The organism is Streptomyces sp. NPDC047000 (assembly GCF_040644295.1).
In the GTDB taxonomy this organism is placed as follows: Bacteria; Actinomycetota; Actinomycetes; order Streptomycetales; family Streptomycetaceae; genus Streptomyces.
Window position 1 is genome coordinate 45,649 of the sequence record NZ_JBEYWE010000038.1, and the last position, 20,796, is coordinate 66,444.

A 20,796-nucleotide genomic window follows, 5' to 3' on the forward strand; every position below is an offset into this window, starting at 1 on the left:
CCGGGCCGTGTCCAACCCGGTCCTCCTCCACAGGATGGTGACACCGGTAGCGGTGCCCGCCCGGTGACGCGTATCGCCAGCCCGCCGGGGGCACGTCGCGCACGGTTCCTCCGGCGGCGAGTGTCTGGCGGACGGGTGGGGGGGAGCGCGGATGAACGCTGGGGCGGAGGTGCGGGCGGAGGCGGTGGGGAGCGCCGGGGAGGAGGTCCGACGTCCTGCGTCCGACCCGGTCAGCGTGACCATAGGAGCGGCCCCGGGGGCGGTCAAGAGATCGCACGCGAATGGCGTAGCCGTCAGAGGTCCGCCCAACGGCATTGCCGTGCAAGGGATGTGACGCCTCAGAGAGCTGGGGGTCCGGGGTACCGCCGTAGGGGGGCCTGGGACGTCCGGTACCTCAACGTGGCCCGGCACGGGGAACGGACGAGCCTAGACGCGGAGCGTGTTCACCGTCCACCGAAGAGTGAAACCGGACGCCGATGGGGAGCCACAGAGCGGGAGGGACGGCACCGCTGGAGCCCCAGGGGACCGTGACGGGGGACGGCACTTGAAGGACGGCCTGAGGAGCGCCATGCAACCGCAGCTCGGTACCTGCGTCGTCGACACCCGCACCGGGAGAGTGGGCTTCGTGATGGGGCACGAGGGACCCTACGTCCAGCTCAGACCGCAGGGCGGCGGCCTCGAATGGGACGCCGAGCCCGCCGCCCTGCGGGACGCCACGGAGGCGGAGCGGCCCGCCGCGGTGAGCGGACCGGAGCCGGAGGACGCCGGGGGTGCCGGGAGCGCCGGCGGCGTGGGCGAGAATGGACCGCATGAGTCTGTTCCGCGACGACGGCATCGTGCTGCGCACCCAGAAGCTGGGTGAGGCGGACCGGATCATCACGCTGCTCACCCGCGGTCACGGCCGGGTACGGGCGGTGGCGCGCGGGGTGCGCAGGACCAAGTCGAAGTTCGGCGCCCGCCTGGAGCCGTTCTCCCATGTGGACGTGCAGTTCTTCGCACGGGGCGGCGAACTGGTCGGCCGGGGCCTGCCGCTGTGCACGCAGAGCGAGACGATCGCGCCGTACGGCGGCGGGATCGTGGCCGACTACGCGCGCTACACCGCCGGTACGGCGATGCTGGAGACCGCCGAGCGGTTCACCGACCACGAGGGGGAGCCCGCGGTCCAGCAGTACCTGCTGCTGGTGGGCGCGCTGCGCACCCTCGCCCGCGGCGAGCACGCGCCGCACCTGGTCCTCGACGCGTTCCTGCTGCGCTCGCTCGCCGTCAACGGGTACGCCCCGAGCTTCGGCGACTGCGCGAAGTGCGGCATGCCGGGACCGAACCGCTTCTTCTCGGTGGGCTCCGGAGGCGCCCTGTGCCCGGACTGCCGGGTGCCGGGCAGCGTGGTGCCCTCGCCGGCGGCCCTCCAGCTCCTGGGCGCGCTGCTCACCGGCGACTGGGAGACGGCGGACGCGTGCGAGGCGCGGTACGTCCGGGAGGGCAGCGGGCTGGTGTCGGCGTATCTGCACTGGCATCTGGAACGCGGCCTGCGCTCGCTGCGATACGTGGAAAAGTAGGCCGGACGCACCACCGGAAAAGCGGAAGACCGCCAAGAACTGAGGGAGACGAGAAGGACATGGTCGTTAGCGGGTTCCTGGGACGGCGGCGCCGTGAGTACAAGGCGCCGGAGCCGCACCCGTCCGGCGCCCGCCCGCCGAAGCTCCCCGGCGAGCTGATCCCGAAGCACGTGGCGATCGTCATGGACGGGAACGGCCGCTGGGCCAAGGAGCGCGGGCTGCCCCGTACGGAAGGCCACAAGGTCGGCGCCGAACGCGTCCTCGACGTGTTGCAGGGCGGTATCGAGATGGGCGTGGGCGCGATCTCCCTGTACGCCTTCTCCACCGAGAACTGGAAGCGGTCGCCCGAGGAGGTCCGCTTCCTGATGAACTTCAACCGGGACTTCATCCGCAAGACCCGCGACACCCTTGACGGGCTCGGTGTCCGGGTGCGCTGGGTGGGCCGGATGCCCCGGCTGTGGAAGTCGGTCGCCAGGGAACTCCAGATCGCCCAGGAGCAGACCAAGGACAACGACCGCCTGACCCTCTACTTCTGCATGAACTACGGTGGCCGCGCCGAGATCGCCGACGCCATGAAGGGCATCGCCGCCGACGTCGCCGCGGGGAAGCTCGACCCGGACAAGGTCAGCGAGAAGACGATCCAGAAGTACCTGTACTACCCGGACATGCCCGACGTGGACGTCTTCCTGCGCCCCAGCGGCGAGCAGCGCACGTCCAACTTCCTCCTCTGGCAGAGCGCCTACGCGGAGCTGGTCTTCCAGGACGTCCTGTGGCCCGACTTCGACCGCAGGGACCTGTGGCGGGCCTGCCTGGAGTTCGCCTCCCGCGACCGCCGCTTCGGCGGCGCGATCCCCAACGAGGAACTCCTCGCCATGGAGGGCAAGCAGGAGGAAGCGTAACGGCACCCTGGAGACGCGGGCCGGCTCCACTCAGCCCGTCCTGGGGGTACCCCCTCTGGGGGAGTTCGAGGACGAGGCCCGTCCAGGGCCGACAGCGGGGGTCTGGGGGCGGCAGCCCCCAGCCTCCAGCCCCACCGGCCCCTGCTGCAAGCAGAAGCAGACCCGGGTTACCCCGCCGACCCCGCCGAACCCGCGGAGCACTCCGCACAGGTACCGAAGATCTCCACCGTGTGCGCCACGTTGACGTACCCGTGCTCCGCGGCCACCGCCTCCGCCCACTTCTCCACGGCGGGACCCTCCACCTCGACCGCCTTGCCGCACACCCGGCACACCAGATGGTGATGGTGCTCCCCGGACGCGCACCGCCGGTACACGGACTCGCCGTCCGACGTGCGCAGCACATCGACCTCCCCGGCGTCCGCCAGCGACTGCAACGTGCGGTACACGGTGGTGAGCCCGACCGCGTCGCCCTTGTGCTTGAGCATGTCGTGGAGCTCCTGTGCGCTGCGGAACTCGTCGACCTCGTCGAGGGCCGAAGCGACTGCCGCCCGCTGCCGGGTGGCACGGCCCTTCACGGGCGGTCCAGCGGTGGTCACCGGTTGCCTCCTCCACGTCTGCGCGCGCCGGTCTGCGCCTGGCGGACCATTGTGCCAGCCGCCCCTGTGGCAGGTCAGGCTCCCGCCTCCTCGGCGGTGACCCGGGCGGCCGGAATCGCACACTCCACGGGGTTCCCGGCGGACTGCGCCGCGGCCCTGGCACGGGCGCGCTGCCGGGCGAGCGGCGTGGCGAGGGCGGTCAGGACGACGAAGAGGGCGATGGTCAGCAGGACGATCGTCGCACCGGGCGGCACGTCCTGGTAGAACGACGTGACCGTGCCGGAGAGGGTGACGGTCACCCCGATGGCGACGGCGATCACGAAGGTGGCCGCGAAACTCCGGGTGAGCTGCTGGGCGGCCGCGACGGGCACGACCATCAGCGCGGACACCAGGATGAGTCCGACGACCCGCATGGCGACGGTGACGGTCACGGCCGCGGTGACGGCCGTGAGGAGATTGAGGGCGCGCACCGGCAGCCCGGTGACCCGGGCGAACTCCTCGTCCTGGCTGACGGCGAACAGCTGGCGGCGCAGCCCGACGGTGACCACGACGACGAAGGCGGCGAGGACCGAGATCGCCGTGACGTCGGACGAGGACACCGTGGAGAGGGACCCGAACAGGTACGAGCTGAGGTTGGCGGTGGAGCCGCCCGGGGTGACGCTGACGAGCATCACGCCGCCGGCCATGCCGCCGTAGAAGAGCATGGCGAGGGCGATGTCGCCGCGGGTCCTGCCGTACCAGCGGATCAGCTCCATGAGGACGGCGCCCAGCACGGAGACGGCGGTGGCCGTCCACACGGGGGAGGAGTTCAGCAGGAAGCCGAGGCCGACGCCGGTCATGGCGACGTGCCCGATGCCGTCGCCCATCAGGGGCTGGCGGCGCTGTACGAGGTAGATGCCGATGGCGGGGGCGGTGATGCCGACCAGCACGGCGGCGAGCAGCGCGCGCCGCATGAAGTCGAAGTCGAGGATGTTCATCAGCTCAGCAGTCCGGTGCGGATCGGTTCGGTGCCCGCGGGCGCGTGCGGGTGGACGTGGTCGTGGCCGGGCTGGGGGTACCCCCTGCTCGAACGAAGTTGAGAGCTTGGGGGAGTGCTGGCCACGGCGCGCGGCGGTGGTCCGTCGTGCAGCACGCACCCGTCGCGCAGGACGACCGCGCGGTCGATCAGCGGCTCCAGCGGCCCGAGTTCGTGCAGCACCAGCAGGACGGTGGTCCCGGCGGCGACCTGCTCGCGCAGGGTGGCGGCGAGGATCCCCTGGCTGGCGAGGTCGACGCCGGCCATCGGCTCGTCCATGATCAGCAGTTCGGGTTCGGAGACCAGGGCGCGGGCGATGAGGACGCGCTGGTGCTGGCCGCCGGAGAGGGCGGTCACGGAGTCCCTGGCGCGGTCCGCCATGCCGACCAGGTCCAGGGCGCGCCGTACGGCGGCCCGGTCGGGGCCGCGGAAGGGGCGGAAGCGGCTGCGGGCGAGGCGGCCGGAGGCGACGATCTCGGTGACCGTGGCGGGCACGCCGCCCTCGGTGGTGGTGCGCTGCGGTACGTAGCCGACGCGGGACCAGTCGCGGAAGCGGTGGCGCGGGGTGCCGAACAGCTCGATCCGCCCGGCGCCGGGCTGCACCTGGCCGATGACCGTACGGATCGCGGTCGACTTGCCGGAGCCGTTGGCGCCGAGCAGGGCGACGACCTCGCCGCGCCCGACGGTGAGGTCGACGCCGCGCAGCACGGGCCGTGAGCCGAGTTCGGCGGTGACGCCGCGCAGCGCCACGACGGCCTCGCGCACGGGGGTCTGCGGATCACCCATGTCGTTCTCCCTCGTTCCGGGGCTCACTTGTCGCTGTCGCTGCCGAGCGCGGTCTTCAGTGCCGCGAGGTTGGTGTCCATGACCGCGATGTAGTCCGTGCCGCGGGAGGTGCCGGTGATGCCCTCGACCGGATCGAGGACGTCGGTCCTCAGGCCGGAGTCACCGGCGACGGTCTTCGCGGTCTTGTCGCTGACGAGGGTCTCGTAGAAGACGGTGGAGACGCCGTCGGCCTTCGCGAGTTTCTCGAGTTCCTTGATGCGGGCCGCGCTGGGCTCGGACTCGGGGTCGAGGCCGCTGATGGCCTCCTCGGTGAGGCCGTAGCGCTCGGCGAGGTACCCGAAGGCGGCGTGGGTGGTGATGAAGACCTTGGTTTTCGTGGCGCTGAGCCCGTTCCGGTAGCGGGTGTCGAGCGCGTCGAGCCGGGCGACGAGATCCGCGGTGTTCTTCCGGTAGTCGGCGGCGTGGCCGGGGTCGGCCTTCTCGAAGGCGGCGCCGACGCCCTCGGCGACCTGGGCGTAGCGCACCGGGTCGAGCCAGATGTGCGGGTCCTTGCCGGTCTCCTCGCCGCCCTGCTTCTCGTCGTGTGCGGCGGCGTGCCCGCCGACCTCGCTGCCGTGTGTCTCCAGGGTGGTGAGGGCGGCGGCGTCGACCTTCGTGCGCACTCCGGACTGGGCGACGGCGTCGTCCACGGAGGGCTGGAGGCCCGTGAGGTAGACCACCGCGTCGGAGACCTGGAGCTGCGCGGTCTGCCGGGCGCTGATCTCCAGGTCGTGCGGCTCCTGGCCGGGCTTGGTGAGAGTGGTGACGTGGACGTGCTTCCCGCCGATCTGCTCGGCGAGGTAGGCCATCGGGTAGAAGGACGCGACGACGTCGAACCTGTCCGTGTTGCCGGCCGCCATGCTGTCGGCCGAGCACGCGGAGAGGGCGCCGAGGCCGAGTGCGGTGACGGCCGCGACGGCGACCCCGGATATGTGCTGTCGTCGTACGTTCATGACAGTCATTTTCAACAAATATGGAAACCGTTGTCAACAAGCCCTCCGGTGAGGGTCCGTACCCCCATCCGATTTGGTCGAGGGCCAGCCCCCGCCGGTACGCTGAGGCATTCGCTGTGAAGCGTCTCGCTTCGTCGCCCGTCGTCGTAATGAAGAGAGCACCGTGGCCGCCGACAAGATCGACACCATCGTCAGCCTGAGCAAGCGCCGTGGCTTCGTATTCCCGTGCAGTGAGATCTACGGCGGCCAGCGCGCCGCCTGGGACTACGGGCCGCTGGGTGTCGAGCTCAAGGAGAACATCAAGCGCCAGTGGTGGCGCTACATGGTGACGTCGCGCGAGGACGTGGTCGGTCTCGACTCGTCCGTGATCCTGGCCCCCGAGGTCTGGGTCGCCTCCGGCCACGTCGCCACCTTCACCGACCCGCTCACCGAGTGCACCTCCTGCCACAAGCGGTTCCGCGCGGACCACCTGGAGGAGGCGTACGAGGAGAAGAAGGGCCACGCCCCCGCGAACGGCCTCGCCGACCTCAACTGCCCCAACTGCGGCAACAAGGGCACCTTCACCGAGCCCAAGCAGTTCTCGGGTCTCCTCTCCACCCACCTCGGCCCGACCCAGGACTCCGGCTCGGTCGCCTACCTGCGCCCCGAGACCGCCCAGGGCATCTTCACCAACTTCGCCCAGGTGCAGACCACTTCGCGCCGCAAGCCGCCGTTCGGCATCGCGCAGATGGGCAAGTCCTTCCGCAACGAGATCACGCCGGGCAACTTCATCTTCCGCACCCGCGAGTTCGAGCAGATGGAGATGGAGTTCTTCGTCAAGCCGGGCGAGGACGAGACGTGGCAGGAGTACTGGATGGAGCAGCGCTGGGGCTGGTACACCGGCCTGGGCCTGCGCGAGGAGAACATGCGGTGGTACGAGCACCCGAAGGAGAAGCTCTCCCACTACTCCAAGCGCACCGCGGACATCGAGTACCGCTTCCAGTTCGGCGGCAGCGAGTGGGGGGAGCTGGAGGGCGTCGCCAACCGCACCGACTACGACCTCGGCGCGCACTCCCAGGCCTCCGGCACCGACCTCTCCTACTTCGACCAGGAGGCCGGTGAGCGCTGGACGCCGTACGTCATCGAGCCCGCCGCCGGTGTCGGCCGCACCATGCTCGCCTTCCTGCTCGACGCCTACGTCGAGGACGAGGCGCCCAACGCCAAGGGCAAGATGGAGAAGCGCACCGTGCTGCGCCTCGACCACCGCCTCGCCCCGGTGAAGGTCGCCGTCCTGCCGCTGTCCCGCAACCCCGAGCTGTCCCCGAAGGCCAAGGGGCTCGCCCAGGCGCTGCGCCAGCACTGGAACATCGAGTTCGACGACGCCGGCGCCATCGGCCGCCGCTACCGCCGCCAGGACGAGATCGGCACGCCGTACTGCGTGACGGTCGACTTCGACACCCTCGAGGACAACGCGGTGACCGTCCGCGAGCGCGACACCATGAAGCAGGAGCGCGTGTCGCTGGACCAGATCGAGGGCTACCTGGCGTCCCGCCTGATCGGCGCGTGACCCCTGGCCGGGGGTAGCCTCCTCCGACCCGGAACGCCGGGTGGGCCGACAGCATCGGCCCACCCGGCGTTTTCGTCGCTGCCGCCCGGGGTGCTTCGGGCGCGGGCCGGCAGTGGCCGGTCGCGCAGTTCCCCGCGCCCCTGAGGCGGTTCTGTTCGTCCGTCGGCTGCGGGCCGTAGCTGGTCGGTCGCGCAGTTTTCGCGCTTCTGGGGTGTCCGTGGCTTGCTGTGCCTCTTGACGAGCGGGATGGTCAACGCCCTGAAGGGGCGCGGGGAACTGCGCGCTCAGCCACGACGCACCCGCACCCGCGCCGGCGCACGCCCCCCGCGGGGCACCTGCCGACCCCGGCGAGGCGGAACACCTCAGGGGCGCGGGGAACTGCGCGACCGACCACGACGCACCCGCACCCGCGCCGGCGCACGCCCCCCGCGGGGCACCTGCCGACCCCGGCGAGGCGGAACACCCCAGGGGCGCGGGGAACTGCGCGAGAAACCACGACGCACCCGCACCCACAGGGGACCGCCCCCGCAGGGAACCCCTAGCCGACGGCCCGGGGCAACCGCAGGCTCAGCAGGCCCGTCAGGGCGATCCCCGCCAGCTGGACCAGCAGCGTCGTCACGAGGGCGTCCCGCATGCCCATCCCCGGAACCAGCGAGAGGAACAGCGTCCCCAGCGAGGCCACGCCCAGTGCCAGCGCCGACTGCTGCGTCGTGATCATCACCCCGCCGCCCACGCCCGCGCGAGCCCCCGGCACCTCCGACAGGATGATCCGGAACAGGATCGGCAACTGCAGCGCCTGGCCCGCGCCGGCGACCGCCGCCCCCGGCAGCAGCTGCACGAGACCCAGGTCCGGCCACGACCGCCACGCCGTCAGGGCCATCACACCGACCCCCACGGCCTGCACCAGCGCGCCCACGCTCACCACCCGCGTACCCCACCGCGTCACCAGCCGAGGCCCGGCCAGCGAGACGACGAAGAAGGCGATCGCCATCGGGGCGAGGGCCAGTCCCGCCGGGACCGGGTCGAGCCCGGCGCCCCGCTGAAGCGCCACCGCGATGACGAACATGAACCCGCTGAAGCCGATCGAGAACGGCACCAGCATCACCAGTCCCCGCCGCAGCGAGGTCAGCGCCAGCAGACTCGGCGGCACCAGCGGCGTACGGCCCCGCCGGTCGGCCCGCCGTTCCACCGTGTAGAACGCCGCCGCCAGCAGCGGGAACGCCACCAGCGACAGCCACGTCCACAGCGGCCAGCCCGCCGCCCGGCCCTCGGTGAGCGGGGCGAGCAGCGCCAGCAGCGACGCGCCGAGCAGCACCGTGCCGGGGACGTCCACCGGCTCGGGGTGCTGGGAGCGGGTCTCGGGGACGCTGCGGACGGCCAGCACCAGGCCGGCGATCACGACGGGCACGTTCACCAGGAACACCGAACGCCAGCCCGTGCCCGCGATGTCCGCCGACACCAGGATCCCGCCGAGGATCTGCCCGGCGATCATGGAGAGTCCCGCCGTCGCGCCGTACAGGCCCATCGCCCGGGCGCGCCGCGGCCCGTGCGTGGCCGACTGGATGGTGGCCAGCACCTGCGGAAGCATCGCCGCGGCCGCCGCGCCCTGCGCGACCCGCGCCGCCACCAGTGACCAGGCGCCGGGGGCGAGCCCGCAGGCCAGCGAGGTCAGCCCGAAGGCGGCCATACCGCCGAGGAACAGCCGGCGGCGTCCGAACAGGTCGCCGAGCCTGCCGCCGAGGACGAGCAGCACGGCGTAGGCGACGCCGTACCCGGCCACCACGAGTTCCAGGACGGCCTCGCTCGCGTGCAGGTCCTGGCCCATGGTCGGCAGGGCGACGTTGACGATGAAGAAATCGACGAGGGGCAGCGCCGCGGCGAGCAGCACGGTGAACAGCCCGAGCCCGCTGAGGACGGGACCCGCGGCAGCGGATCCGGCGGGCCCGGGAGCGGGCCCGGCCGTGGATCGGACGGTGGGTGAAGTGGTCGTCGTTTCGGTCACGGGTACGAGCCTGCTCCCGGTGGGAGGCTGGTACCAGAGTGTTCTTATCCTGGTACAAGCACTACCCGGCAACAGGGTCCGCGGCAGGGCGGGCACGACGGCAGGCTGGAGGCATGACGACCATGGCACAGGACACCGCACCTCCGCGAGAGGTTCTCACCGGTACTCACCCGGAGGCCCCGCCCGTCGCCCTGGCCGCCGCCCCGCCCCGCGGCCGTGCCGCCGAGATCCGCCGCCATGAACTCGCCGCCTTCCTGCGCCACCGCCGTGAGCACATCGCACCCGAGCAGGTCGGCCTGCCGCGCGGCAGCCGGCGCCGTACGCCCGGTCTGCGGCGCGAGGAGGTCGCCCAGCTCTCCGCGGTCGGTGTCACCTGGTACACCTGGCTCGAGCAGGCCAGGGACATCCAGGTCTCCGTCCAGGTGCTCGACGCCCTCGCCCGCACCCTGCTGCTCGACCGCAGCGAGCGCGCCCACCTCTTCCAGCTGGCCGGTGCCGTCGACCCCGCCCCGCCCAGCGAGTGTCCGCAGGTCACGCCGGCCCTGCGGTCGCTGCTGCGGCAGATCGAGCCCTTCCCGGCCTGTGTGCAGAACAGCAAGTACGACCTGCTCGCCTACAACCGCACCTACGGTCTCCTGCTGTGCGATCTCGACGAGGTGCCGGTCCAGGACCGAAACTGTCTGATCCTCTCCTACACGCACCCGGTGTGGCAGTCGTCGATCGTGCATCTGGAGACGGCGCAGCGGCTGATGGCCGCCCGCTTCCGGGCCGCGATGGCCGGTCATCTCGCCGAGCCGGGCTGGAAGACGCTGCTCAAGCGGCTGCGCACGGAGTCCCCGGAGTTCTGCGAGGTCTGGGACCGTCACGAGGTGGCCGATCCGGCCACCCGGCGCAAGGAGTTCCGCAACCGGCACGTCGGCCGCATCACCGTCGACCACAGCGACCTCTGGCTCACCCCGGGCACCGGCCCCCGCCTGCTGACCTACGTCCCGGCGGACGAGGAGTCCAGGGAACGCCTGGAGAGGCTCCACGCGATCGCCCTGGAGGAGCGGCCGGCCGCTTGACCGGCTCCGCGGGTTCCAGGCGTTCCGCGAGTTCCGCGGGCCGATCGCCGCCGTCGGCGTCAGGCGGGTATGCCCGCCGCCTCCCTGACCTCCGCCGAGTTCAGCCGCTGCGCCGTCCGCTCCGCCGTGCGCCGGGCCCAGCGGCCGCTGGTCAGCGCGCCCAGCACCAGCACCGCCACACCGCAGCCCACGAGGATCCACCAGCCGGGCCGGGCCGCGGAAACGAACGTCTCCCGGTACGGCGACGAGCCCACCCCGGAGGCCAGCACCGCACCCACCACGGCCACGCCCAGCGTCTGCCCGAGCTGCCTGCTGGTGGAGGAGACGGCCGCCGCGACCCCGGCCTGGGCGCGCGGCATCCCGGACACGGCCGTGTTGGTGATCGGCGCGTTGACGAAGCCGAAGCCGATGCCGAACAGGAGATAGCCGAGGAACAGCGTGACGTCCGAGGTCTCCGCCTCGAAGGCCGCGAAGAGCAGGGCGCTCGCGGTCATCGAGGTGCCGGCTATGAGGAGCGGCAGCCGCGGCCCCCGGCTGCCGACCAGCCGGCCGGACAGCGGGGCGCAGAGGAAGATCGGCAGTGCCATCGGCAGCATCCACAGGCCCGCGTGGAGGGCGTTCAGACCGCGCACGTTCTGCAGGTACAGCGTGGACAGGAAGAGGAAACCGCCCAGGGCCGAGAAAGCGCTCAGCGCGATGAGAGTGGCCCCGCTGAACGGTGCCGAGCGGAAGAACCGCAGGTCGATCAGGGGCTCGTCGCGTCGGGGCTCGTACCACAGGAGGGCCAGGAGCGCGGCCAGCGCGACGGCGGCGAAGGGCAGGACGGTGGTCAGGCCGCTGCCCGGGGCCTCGATGATGGCGTAGGTCAGCGAGCCGAACAGGGCGATCACCGCGAGCTGGCCGACCGGGTCCGGGCGGCGGCCCTTGGGCGCGCGGGACTCGGGGACGAAGCGCAGGGTGAGCAGCAGGGCGGCCAGGCCCACCGGCAGGTTGATCCAGAAGATCGACCGCCAGCCCACGGACTGCACCAGCAGTCCACCGATCAGCGGTCCGCCGGCCATCGATATGCCGACGACGGCGCCCCACACCCCGATCGAGCGGGCGCGTTCGCGGGGGTCGGTGAAGGTGTTGGTGATGATCGACAGGGCGACCGGGTTCAGCATCGAGCCGCCCACCGCCTGGATCATGCGGAAGACGACGAGCGCGGTCAGGCTGGGCGCGACGGAGCACAGCACCGAACCGGCCGTGAAGACGGCGAGCCCGGTCATGAAGACGCGCTTGCGTCCGATGCGGTCGGCCGTGGAACCGGACAGCATCAGCAGCGCGGCGAGCACCAGGGTGTAGGCGTCGATCGTCCACTGCAGACCCGAGGTGCTGGTGTGCAGGTCACGCTGGATCGACGGCAGGGCCACATTCAGGATGGTGACGTCCAGGCTCACGATCAGCAGGCTCATGCAGCAGATCGCGAGCACCAGGAGTCGGCGACGAGGAGTCAGCTCCGGCATGGCGTCATCCTAGACCAGAATCGATAGTGCGTCTAACTAATGACTGAGGGTGGGTGACGGCGAGGAACACCGCGGCCCCCGCCCGGCCATCCCGCCGCATACGCGACAATGGGTCAATGCCCACGCCCGAGCCCCTGCCCGAGTCCCCCCTGAGGGTCGGTCCCCACACCGTCGCGCCGCCCGTCGTGCTGGCCCCCATGGCCGGGATCACCAACGCGCCCTTCCGCACCCTGTGCAGGTCCTTCGCCGGAGGCGACCCGAAGGATGGGGCCAGCGGCGGCAAGGGGCTGTTCGTCAGCGAGATGATCACGACCCGGGCACTGGTCGAGCGCAACGAGAAGACCATGCAGCTGATCCGGTTCGACGCGTCGGAGACACCGCGCTCGATCCAGCTGTACGGCGTCGACCCGGCGACCGTCGGCAAGGCCGTCCGCATGATCGCGGAGGAGGACCTCGCCGACCACATCGACCTGAACTTCGGCTGCCCGGTCCCCAAGGTCACCCGCAAGGGCGGCGGCTCGGCCCTCCCGTACAAGCGGAACCTGCTCCGCTCCATCCTGCGCGAGGCGGTGCGCGGTGCCGGTGACCTGCCGGTCACCATCAAGATGCGCAAGGGCATCGACGACGACCACCTCACCTACCTGGACGCGGGCCGCATCGCCGTCGAGGAGGGCGTCACCGCGATCGCCCTGCACGGCCGCACCACCGCCCAGCACTACGGCGGCACCGCCGACTGGGAGGCGATCGCCCGCCTCAAGGAGCACGTGCCGGAGATCCCCGTACTCGGCAACGGCGACATCTGGTCGGCCGGCGACGCGCTGCGGATGGTGCGCGAGACGGGCTGCGACGGCGTCGTCGTGGGCCGCGGCTGCCTGGGCCGCCCGTGGCTGTTCGCCGACCTGGTGGCCGCCTTCGAGGGCCGCCCGGACGAGCTCACGCGGCCCGCGCTGCGGGAGGTGGCCGACGTGATGGTCCGGCACGCCGGTCTGCTGGGCGAGTGGCTCGGTGACGAGGCGCGGGGCGTCATCGACTTCCGCAAGCACGTCGCCTGGTACCTCAAGGGCTTCGCGGTCGGTTCGGAGATGCGTAAGCGGCTCGCGATCACGTCGTCGCTGGCCGACCTGCGCGCCGGCCTCGACGAACTCGACCTCGGCCAGCCCTGGCCGGCCGGCGCCGACGGCCCGCGCGGCCGTACGTCCGGCAACAACCGGGTGGTGCTGCCGGACGGCTGGCTGAAGGACCCGTACGACTGCGCGGGCGTCGGCGAGGACGCGGAACTGGACACCTCCGGGGGCTGAGCCCCGGGAGGTCGGCGGCTCAGCCCTTCTTGGGGTGCTTCGTGGAGCCGTAGGCCGCGAGGAAGCGGTCGCGGAAGGAGCTCATCTTCCAGACCGGGGCGTCGTGCGCGGGGCGCAGGCCGTCCGTCCAGTTCCAGTCGGCGATCCGGTCGAGCACCTTCGGGTCCTTCGCGACGATCGACACCGGCACGTCACGGCTGGCGTGGTTGCCGCTGACCCGCTCGCGCGGCTGGTGGTCGCCGAGGAAGACCAGCACGGTGTCCTCGGTGCCGTAGCGCTCCAGCCACTCGGTGAGCGCGGTCACCGAGTACTGGATCGACTTGCCGTACTCGGTACGGGACTTGGTGGTGTCGGCGATGACGTCCTCCGCCTTGTTGCCCGCCGCCTCGATGCCCTTGAAGATCGAGCCGTCGCCCAGCTCGTCCCAGCCGACCATCTTCGGGATCGGCGCCCACGGCTGGTGGCTGGAGGTCAGGATCAGCAGCGACATCCGCGACTTGCCGTCCGCCGGCTGCTTGCTGTGCACCCGGTCCTGGTACTGCTGCAACGTGTACTGGTCGGGCATCGTCGACCAGCTGAACTTCGGTCCCTTGTAGCCGAGCTGGAAGGCGTTGTAGACCTTGTCGAGGCCGTACCACTTCTGCTCGGGCCAGCCCTTCTGCACACCCGGCATCACCCCGACCGTGTCGAAGTCGCCGGTCTTCTTGAACGCGTCGGTCAGACTCATGTGGTCGCTCGCCATGACCGTGTGGTAGCGCTGCTGGTTGCTGATCCACAGGCCCGACATGGTGGTGGAGTGCCCGAGCCAGCTGCTGCCGCCGTACGTCGCCGAGGTCAGCCAGCCGCTCTTCGCCGCGTACCCCGCCTTCTTCAGCGCGGCGGTGCGCTCGTCGAGCGTCTTGTCCACACCGGGCGCCTCGATCGGGTCCTCGATGGCGCTGCGGCCGTAGCTCTCGATGAACGTGAAGATCATGTCCTTGCCGCGCAGCCCGGTCAGCAACTGCGAACCAGGCGTGTTCCCGTACGCGTCGACCTTGGCGACCTTCTTGAAGTCCGCCTCGTCCTTCAGGGTGTCCGACACCCGCTCGATCTCCATCCGGGCGGACGCCGCGGTGTGCTGCGCGGCGATGGGCACCCCGCTGATCTGCAACCCGAGGGAGGTGCACGTGATCCAGGCGACCCCGGCGATCAGCGTGCCCTGGCTGGCCCGCGCGTGATGCCGGGCGAGCAGGTCGGTGAGCCGCAGGGCGGCGAGCGCGAGCAGGACGCACACGAGGACGACGAGCACGACGGAGCCGATGGACGCGGCGACGGCGACGGTGCCGCCCATGGTGTCCCGTACGTAGGCCTCCGCGTCGGAGAACAGGGTCCAGTCGAGCACGGGGTTGAAGGGGCGGCCGAGGTATTCCTTGAACTCGATGTCGAGCACGTTGAGTACGGCCAGCACCCCGATCAGGAACCCGGATCCGACCGCGGCCACTCTCCTGGGCCGCCGGGGCAGGGCGATCAGCACGGCGGCGGCGATGATCGCCTCTCCGGGGATCCGCAGGAACTGCCGGGGCCCGAACCCGACCATGGTGTTGGGCATCACGAGCGCGACGACGACGAGCAGCGCGGCCAGGACGTTCACCGAGACGGACAGCACGCCGGCGGCGGCGGGGTGCGCCTGCCGCCACCCCCGGTACCGCCCACGCACGTCGAGCCGGAACCGCCGGGACCCGCGGTCGCCGTCACCGGCGGCGGGGGCAGCACCGGCCTCGGCGAGGGCAGTACCGGCCGCCCCCGAGGAGGCCTCGGCAGGCACCTCGACGGCCTCCTCGGCCTCCCGGGTGTCATCGCCCGCCTCCGCGACGGCCCCCACGACTTCACCGACGGAACGACCACCCTCGGCCGACTCCGACTCCGGCTCTGATTCCGGCTCAGGCTTGGATTCCGGCTTCGGCTCTGAGTCCGGCTTGGATTCCGGCTTCGGCTCTGAGTCCGAGTCCGGCTTCGGCTCCGAGTCCGGCTTCGGCTCCGAGTCGGGCTCGGATTTCGACTCCGACTCCGGCTCAGGCTTGGACTCCGGCTTCGACTCCTGCTCCGAGTCCGGCTCGAACTTTGAGTCCGGCTCTGGCTTCGGCTCCGGCTCGGAATGCAGTTCCGAGTCCGGCTCGTGCTCCGCTTCGGTCGTGAGGACCGGTTCCGGTGCCGGTTCCGACGCCTGAGCGTCCGGTTTCTCCTCCTCCGCCTCGCCGTTGGCCACCGCGGCCGAACTCGATGACTGGCGAATGCTCGTGTGCTGCGGCACCCCGGAGGTCCTTCCGTACGCGATCTGTGACGGACAGGCGGGCACACTCCCCAACCACCCACCGTCCTCCCGTACGGCCACCCCAACCCTCCCGTTCACGCCCCCAGAGCAAACACGAGGCAAACCCGCAGCCCCACCCCCTCCCCAGGGGCGCGGGGAACTGCGCAAAACCCCCGCCCCCGAGGTATCGACCGACCGCCCCCCCGGCGGAGCCCTACGCCCCGCCTCCCACCGCCGTGAGCAGCGCCAGCGCCACCGCCGCGGACCGCGACTCCCGGACACACGCGTGCGGATAGGGAACCGGCCCTCCCCACTCCTCCCGCCCGTACCCGGCCAGCACCTCCGGCAGCCGGTCCCCGAAGGCGGCCCCCGCGTCGACCAGCGCATGCGCCACCGTGCGTGCCTCGTCGTGCAGTCCGTACCGCGCGAGCCCCAGCGTGATCAGCGCGTTGTCGTGCGGCCACACGGACCCCCGGTGGTACGACAGCGGGTGGTACGCGGCCTGCCCCGCCGCCAGCGTCCGTACGCCCCACCCGGAGAAGAAGTCCGCCTCCAGCAGCCGCCGTCCGACGACCTCGCCGTACTCCTTGTCCAGCAGCCCCGACCACAGCAGATGCCCCGCGTCGGAGGCGAGCGCGTCGACCTGACGCCCCTCCCCGTCCAGGGCGAGCGCCGGGAACTGCTGTTCCCGCATCCAGAAGTCCCGCTGGAACCGGTCCCGCAGATCGGCCGCCGCCTGCTCCAGCAGGGCGCCGTACGTCTCGTCCCGCCACACCGTGCGGGCCAGCCAGGCCGTGCGGCGCAACGCGTCGTAGGCGTAGCCCTGGGCGCCCGCCGCCATCACCGGCCCGGTGGGGCGGGTGCCGTCGGCCGAGCAGACGGCGCCGGGGGAGTCCTTCCAGTTCTGGTTGGCGAGGCCGCCCCGGTCGGCGCGGTAGACCAGGTAGCCGCGCGAGGTGAGCCCGCCGTGGTCGAGCATCCAGCCGATGGCCGCGCGGGCATGGGACTCGAGGCGTCGGGCGAGCGCGGTGTCGCCGGTCTGCTCGACGTACGCGCCGAGGAGCACCAGGAACAGCGGCGTCGCGTCGACCGAGCCGTAGTAACGGCCGTACGGCACCTGCCCGAAGTACGCCAGTTCGCCGTGCCGTACCTCGTGGACGATCTTCCCGGGCTGGGCGACGGACTCCGCGCGGGTCGCGGTCGCCTGGGTGGCGGCGAGCGCGGGCAGGGTGGCGGCGGCGAGCTGCGGGCGGAACGGCAGGGCGAACAGCGACGTGATCAGAGCGTCGCGGCCGAGCAGGGTGAGGAACCAGGGGGCCCCGGCGGCGGGGACGCGGAGTTCCTCGCCGTCCGGGCCGGTCGCCGGGACCTGGAGCGCGGCGAGGTCGGCGAGGCCGCGGGCACAGGCCGCCGCCAGCTCGGGCCAGCCGGTCGGGAAGGCGACGCCTTCCACGAACTCGCCCTCCCGCTCGAGCTGCTGTCCGTGGAGTGCGGCGGGGGAGCGGGGCACGCGCAGCGCGCGCTTGTCGCCGTGCGGGCGGGCCATGACGCGCAGGGTCAGCTCGGCGGTGTCGTGCGGCTGGATCTCCAGCGTCCACACCAGCCGCCGGGCACCGGTCCCGGTCTCCTCGACACCGTCGGGCGCGGGGTCGGAGGTGACCGTCGTACAGGACTGCCAGTCGCCGCGCCGGTAGGTGAACTCGACGCCGTGGTCCAGGACCTGCCGGCGGCGGACGGCCCCGGTCTTGGCGTAGGTGCGGTGGTCGGAGCGCAGCTCGAACTGGTCGGTGAAGTCGGCGTCGGCGGTGACGGCGACCCGGACGGTGGTGGTCACCGGACGGTTGCCGGTGATCCGCAGCAGCTCGACGAACGAGCCGTCGCCGACGGCCTGTTCACGGAAGACGGTGTACGCGGGCGGCTCGCCGCGCCCGCCGCGCGGTACGAGGACGCAGCGCGCGACGTCTCCGTCGGCGACGGGCGCCAGCGTCTCCGGTACGGCGCCGTCGACCGTCAGCTGCCAGCGGCTGAGGTGCCGCGCGTCCCGCGCGAACAGGCCGTCCGGGGAACCGCCCGTGCCCCGGACGCCGGTGATGTCGCCGCCGTCACCCACGGCGGCGAAGGTGGTGCCGTGCACGAGCAGATGATGCCGGTCGGTCATGGCCGGTCCCCTCCCTTGACGCCCTTGCTGCGCATGTCGTCCGTGCCGTTCCTGTCGCTCGTAACGCTCGTAACGCTCGTAACGCTCTTGGCACTCGTGTCGCTCGTCTCGCTCCCGCCGTCGACGCCGGCTTCGCCGTCGCCTCCGGCCAGGGGTTCGTGGAGCAGGTCGAGGGTGAGCGCGGCGGTCCAGCCGAAGCCCTGCGCGCCGCACGCCTCACCGGTGTACGGGTCGACGTACTCCGCGAACCCGGAGTCCCCGGCGCTGCTCAGCAGCGTCGCCCGCAGCGCGCCGGCCCGCTCGGTCGCGCCGTGCGTGCGCAGCCCCTGCTCCAGCAGCCAGCCGGTGTTGAACCAGGCCGGGCCGCGCCAGTAGCGGTGCGGGTCGAAGGCCTCGCCGAGGAGGTCGTAGCTGGGGACGAGACGGGTGGTGACGCCGAGCCCGAAGTGCGGGCCGCCGACCGTGGCGGTGAGGGCGGCGGCCACGTCACGGGGCAGGCCGGGCAGCAGCAGCGGGACGAGACCGGAGACGCTGCGCTCGGGGATCAGGCCGCCGCCGCACACGTCCCGGCAGAAGAACATGCCCTCCGCCGGGTCCCACAGCCGGTCGATCAGGGCCGCCGTCAGCCGTTCGGCGCGCGCGTGCCGGGCCGTGCCGGTGGCGCCCAGCTCGCGTGCGATCCGTGCCAGGGCGTGCTCGGAGGCGATGAGCAGGGCGTTGAACGCGGGGTCCTCCACGGCGAACCGGCCGGCCGTGACGCGGCGCCCGGCAGGACCGTCCCGGTAGTCCGTGTCCCGGTACTCCCGGTCGCGGTAGTCCGCGGCCAGCCGGACGTACCGTCCGTAGTCCAGATCGGTCGGCCGGTCCTCGGCGGCGCCGTGGTCGAGGTCGGCGCGGCGGAAGGAGCGGGCCGGGGCGGGAGTGATCCGGGACAGCGGGGCGTCCCAGCAGGGGCTGTTGTCCATGCCCTGTTCCCAGGGGTGCACGACGGACGCGAGCGAGCCCCCGCCGAGATCCCGGCGGTGCAGCAGATAGCGGTGCCAGGCGGCCAGCCGGGGGTACATGCGGGCGAGGAAACCGCGGGCCCGGGACAGCCCGGGATCGGCGCGGTGGACCAGCCAGACGGCCAGCGCGTGCACCGGTGGCTGCACGATGCCGGAGGTCTGTACGGTGCGCGGGGCGCCCGCGGCACGCCCCGCGGTCGAGGAGCGCCAGAAGTCGGGGCTCGGGAAGTAGGCGTCGAGCGGGACGGAGGGGTTGAAGACGATGTGCGGGATGCGTCCGTCACCCCACTGGGCGGACAGCAGCGTCTCCAGCTCGGTCTGCGCGCGGAGCGGCGAGAGGTGGCGCAGCCCTATCGCGATGAAGGCGGAGTCCCAGGACCACTGGTGCGGGTACAGCTCACGGGAGGGCACCGTGGAGGTGCCGGTCCAGTTGTCCTCCAGCACACGTGCGGCCCTGACGTGCAGGGATCCGGCGGCCGGTGCCGGATCGTATGCAATGGTGGGCTGGGTGGGGCGGGCGGTGAGTTGGGCGGTGCGATCCACTCGGGGCTCCCCGAAAGACGTCCGGCCGAGCGGTTCGGCCGTGGCTACCGTAGGGTTACGTCTATTTAACACGCAAAACTCAATATGTAATGCAGAGTTGAGAAACACAAGGGGGTGCGCATGACCGGACGGCCGGGACGCACGGGTACGGGCAGGGGTGGCGGTCAGGCCGGCGCCGGTGAGCTGCTGGAACTGGTGCGCAGCGGTCGGGCGACGACGCGCGGCGCGCTCCAGCAGGCGACCGGGCTCTCCCGGGCGACCGTCGGGCACCGGCTGGACCGCCTGTTCCGCGCGGGCTGGCTCCGCGAGGGCGCGGGCGGCCCGGTCGGGTCACCGCTCGGGGGCCGCCCTTCGATCACCCTGGAGTTCGACGACTCCCACGCCGTCGTCCTCGCCGCCGACCTGGACACCCGTCACGCCCGCGCCGCCGTCCTCACGCTGACCGGCGAGATCCTCGCCGAGCACTCCGGAACCCTGGCCGTGGAGGACGGGCCGGACCTCGTTCTGGGTGAACTCGGTGAATGGTTCGGCGGACTGCTGGAGAAGGCGGGCCGCCCGGCGGAGCAGGTCGCCGGGGTCGGGCTGGCCGTGCCCGGCCCGGTGGACAGCGAGAGCGGACGGGTCGTCCAGCCGCCGATCATGCCGGGCTGGGACGGCTACGACATAAGGGGCCGCCTGGCCCGCGCCCTCGCCGAGCACACCGGCGTCCCGCGGATCCCGGTCCTGGTGGACAACGACGCCAACCTGATGGCGTACGGCGAACAGCGCACCGGCCACCCCGACTGCTCGGCGTTCGTCCTGGTCAAGGTGTCGACGGGTATCGGCGCCGGAGTGGTGGTCGGCGGCTCGATCTACCGGGGTGTCGACGGCGGCGCGGGCGACATCGGGCACATCCGGGTCGGCGCGGAGGCGCAGTGCCGGTGCGGTTCGACGGGCTGCCTGGCGGCCGTGGCGAGCGGCGGCGCGGTGGCGCGCAGGCTGGCGGAGGCGGGACTTCCGGCGGCGTCCGGCTCGGACGTACGGGCCCTCCTCGCGGCCGGGCACCCGGAGGCGACGGCGCTGGCGAGGGAGGCGGGCCGGCAGGTGGGAGACGTGCTGGCGACGGTCGTCACCCTCCTCAACCCCGGCGTGCTGATGATCGCGGGCGACCTGGCGGGCACCCCGTTCCTGACCGGCGTACGGGAACTGCTGTACCAGCGGGCCCTGCCCCGCTCCACGGCCCACCTGGAGGTGGTCACCTCCCGCCTGGGCGAACGAGCGGCCCTCATCGGCGCCGGAGCCCTGGTGGTGGAACACCTGTACACCCCGACCCGAGCAGAAGAACGCCTACAGGCCCTGGGCGTCTAGGCTCCCACCCCCGCCTCATCCAGCCCGTCCGGCGTTTGAGGACGAGGCCCGTCCAGGGCCGAAAGGGGGGTCTGGGGGCGCAGCCCCCAGGGACGGGAACGGGAAGGGGCGGCGGGGGCGACATCCCGGCGGGGGGGGGGGGGCCCGCCCCCGGGGGGGCGGGGGTGGGGGGCGGGGTGGCCGGCGCGGGGGGTG

Annotated in this window: 15 protein-coding genes; 6 read left to right on the forward strand and 9 right to left on the reverse strand. The window is 72.1% G+C overall.

Annotated features, from left to right (window positions below):
- Positions 1-809: 809 nt before the first annotated feature.
- Together recO and ABZ862_RS35245 are read left to right on the forward strand one after the other, a co-directional pair.
- Entirely contained in the window at positions 810-1,556 is a 747-nt protein-coding gene (gene recO, locus ABZ862_RS35240; protein ID WP_360967590.1) for a DNA repair protein RecO, read from the forward strand.
- A 59-nt stretch (positions 1,557-1,615) separates the two neighbouring features.
- Complete coding sequence (locus ABZ862_RS35245; protein ID WP_360967593.1) at positions 1,616-2,455, forward strand: isoprenyl transferase; 840 nt, start codon at positions 1,616-1,618, stop codon at positions 2,453-2,455.
- 167 nt (positions 2,456-2,622) lie between these two features.
- On the opposite strand, the gene ABZ862_RS35250 is transcribed toward ABZ862_RS35245, so the two are convergent.
- The 4 genes from ABZ862_RS35250 to ABZ862_RS35265 form a co-directional block, all read right to left on the reverse strand.
- The gene (locus ABZ862_RS35250) at positions 2,623-3,051 is read right to left on the reverse strand and encodes a transcriptional repressor (protein WP_360967596.1); all 429 of its coding nucleotides are present in this window, start codon (positions 3,049-3,051) and stop codon (positions 2,623-2,625) included.
- Positions 3,052-3,125: 74 nt separating this feature from the next.
- Positions 3,126-4,028, reverse strand: a complete 903-nt coding sequence (locus ABZ862_RS35255; RefSeq protein WP_360967599.1) for a metal ABC transporter permease — start codon at positions 4,026-4,028, stop codon at positions 3,126-3,128.
- The gene (locus tag ABZ862_RS35260) at positions 4,028-4,852 is read right to left on the reverse strand and encodes a metal ABC transporter ATP-binding protein (protein ID WP_360967602.1); all 825 of its coding nucleotides are present in this window, start codon (positions 4,850-4,852) and stop codon (positions 4,028-4,030) included. Before ABZ862_RS35260 ends, ABZ862_RS35255 begins: the two co-directional genes overlap by 1 nt.
- Before the next feature lie 23 nt (positions 4,853-4,875).
- Entirely contained in the window at positions 4,876-5,844 is a 969-nt protein-coding gene (locus ABZ862_RS35265; protein WP_360967605.1) for a metal ABC transporter substrate-binding protein, read from the reverse strand.
- A 163-nt stretch (positions 5,845-6,007) separates the two neighbouring features.
- Here ABZ862_RS35265 and ABZ862_RS35270 point away from each other — a divergent pair, with 163 nt between their 5' ends.
- On the forward strand, positions 6,008-7,390 hold the full coding sequence (locus tag ABZ862_RS35270) for a glycine--tRNA ligase (protein WP_360967608.1): 1,383 nt from the start codon (positions 6,008-6,010) through the stop codon (positions 7,388-7,390).
- 538 nt (positions 7,391-7,928) lie between these two features.
- Here the strand turns inward: ABZ862_RS35270 and ABZ862_RS35275 are convergent.
- Positions 7,929-9,392, reverse strand: a complete 1,464-nt coding sequence (locus ABZ862_RS35275; RefSeq protein WP_360967611.1) for an MFS transporter — start codon at positions 9,390-9,392, stop codon at positions 7,929-7,931.
- Positions 9,393-9,505: 113 nt separating this feature from the next.
- Between ABZ862_RS35275 and ABZ862_RS35280 the strand changes: the two genes are divergently transcribed.
- Positions 9,506-10,456, forward strand: coding sequence for a helix-turn-helix transcriptional regulator (locus tag ABZ862_RS35280; protein ID WP_360967614.1), 951 nt, complete (start codon positions 9,506-9,508; stop codon positions 10,454-10,456).
- Positions 10,457-10,515: 59 nt separating this feature from the next.
- On the opposite strand, the gene ABZ862_RS35285 is transcribed toward ABZ862_RS35280, so the two are convergent.
- Complete coding sequence (locus tag ABZ862_RS35285) at positions 10,516-11,961, reverse strand: MFS transporter (RefSeq protein ID WP_360967617.1); 1,446 nt, start codon at positions 11,959-11,961, stop codon at positions 10,516-10,518.
- Positions 11,962-12,077: 116 nt separating this feature from the next.
- Between ABZ862_RS35285 and dusB the strand changes: the two genes are divergently transcribed.
- Positions 12,078-13,259 (forward strand): tRNA dihydrouridine synthase DusB, encoded by a 1,182-nt coding sequence (gene dusB, locus ABZ862_RS35290; RefSeq protein WP_360967620.1) that lies wholly within the window; start codon positions 12,078-12,080, stop codon positions 13,257-13,259.
- 19 nt (positions 13,260-13,278) lie between these two features.
- On the opposite strand, the gene ABZ862_RS35295 is transcribed toward dusB, so the two are convergent.
- The 3 genes from ABZ862_RS35295 to ABZ862_RS35305 all read right to left on the reverse strand — a co-directional run bounded on the left by ABZ862_RS35295 (position 13,279) and on the right by ABZ862_RS35305 (position 19,254).
- Complete coding sequence (locus ABZ862_RS35295) at positions 13,279-15,120, reverse strand: sulfatase-like hydrolase/transferase (RefSeq protein ID WP_360967624.1); 1,842 nt, start codon at positions 15,118-15,120, stop codon at positions 13,279-13,281.
- 643 nt (positions 15,121-15,763) lie between these two features.
- A complete protein-coding gene (locus ABZ862_RS35300) occupies positions 15,764-17,707 on the reverse strand; it encodes a glycogen debranching N-terminal domain-containing protein (protein WP_360967627.1) in 1,944 nt (647 codons plus the stop codon).
- The gene (locus ABZ862_RS35305; protein WP_360967630.1) at positions 17,704-19,254 is read right to left on the reverse strand and encodes a hypothetical protein; all 1,551 of its coding nucleotides are present in this window, start codon (positions 19,252-19,254) and stop codon (positions 17,704-17,706) included. The genes ABZ862_RS35300 and ABZ862_RS35305 overlap by 4 nt, the downstream gene beginning before the upstream one ends.
- Positions 19,255-19,374: 120 nt before the next feature.
- On the opposite strand from ABZ862_RS35305, the gene ABZ862_RS35310 reads away from it, so the two are divergent.
- On the forward strand, positions 19,375-20,601 hold the full coding sequence (locus ABZ862_RS35310; RefSeq protein ID WP_360967633.1) for an ROK family protein: 1,227 nt from the start codon (positions 19,375-19,377) through the stop codon (positions 20,599-20,601).
- The last annotated feature ends 195 nt before the right edge of the window (positions 20,602-20,796 follow it).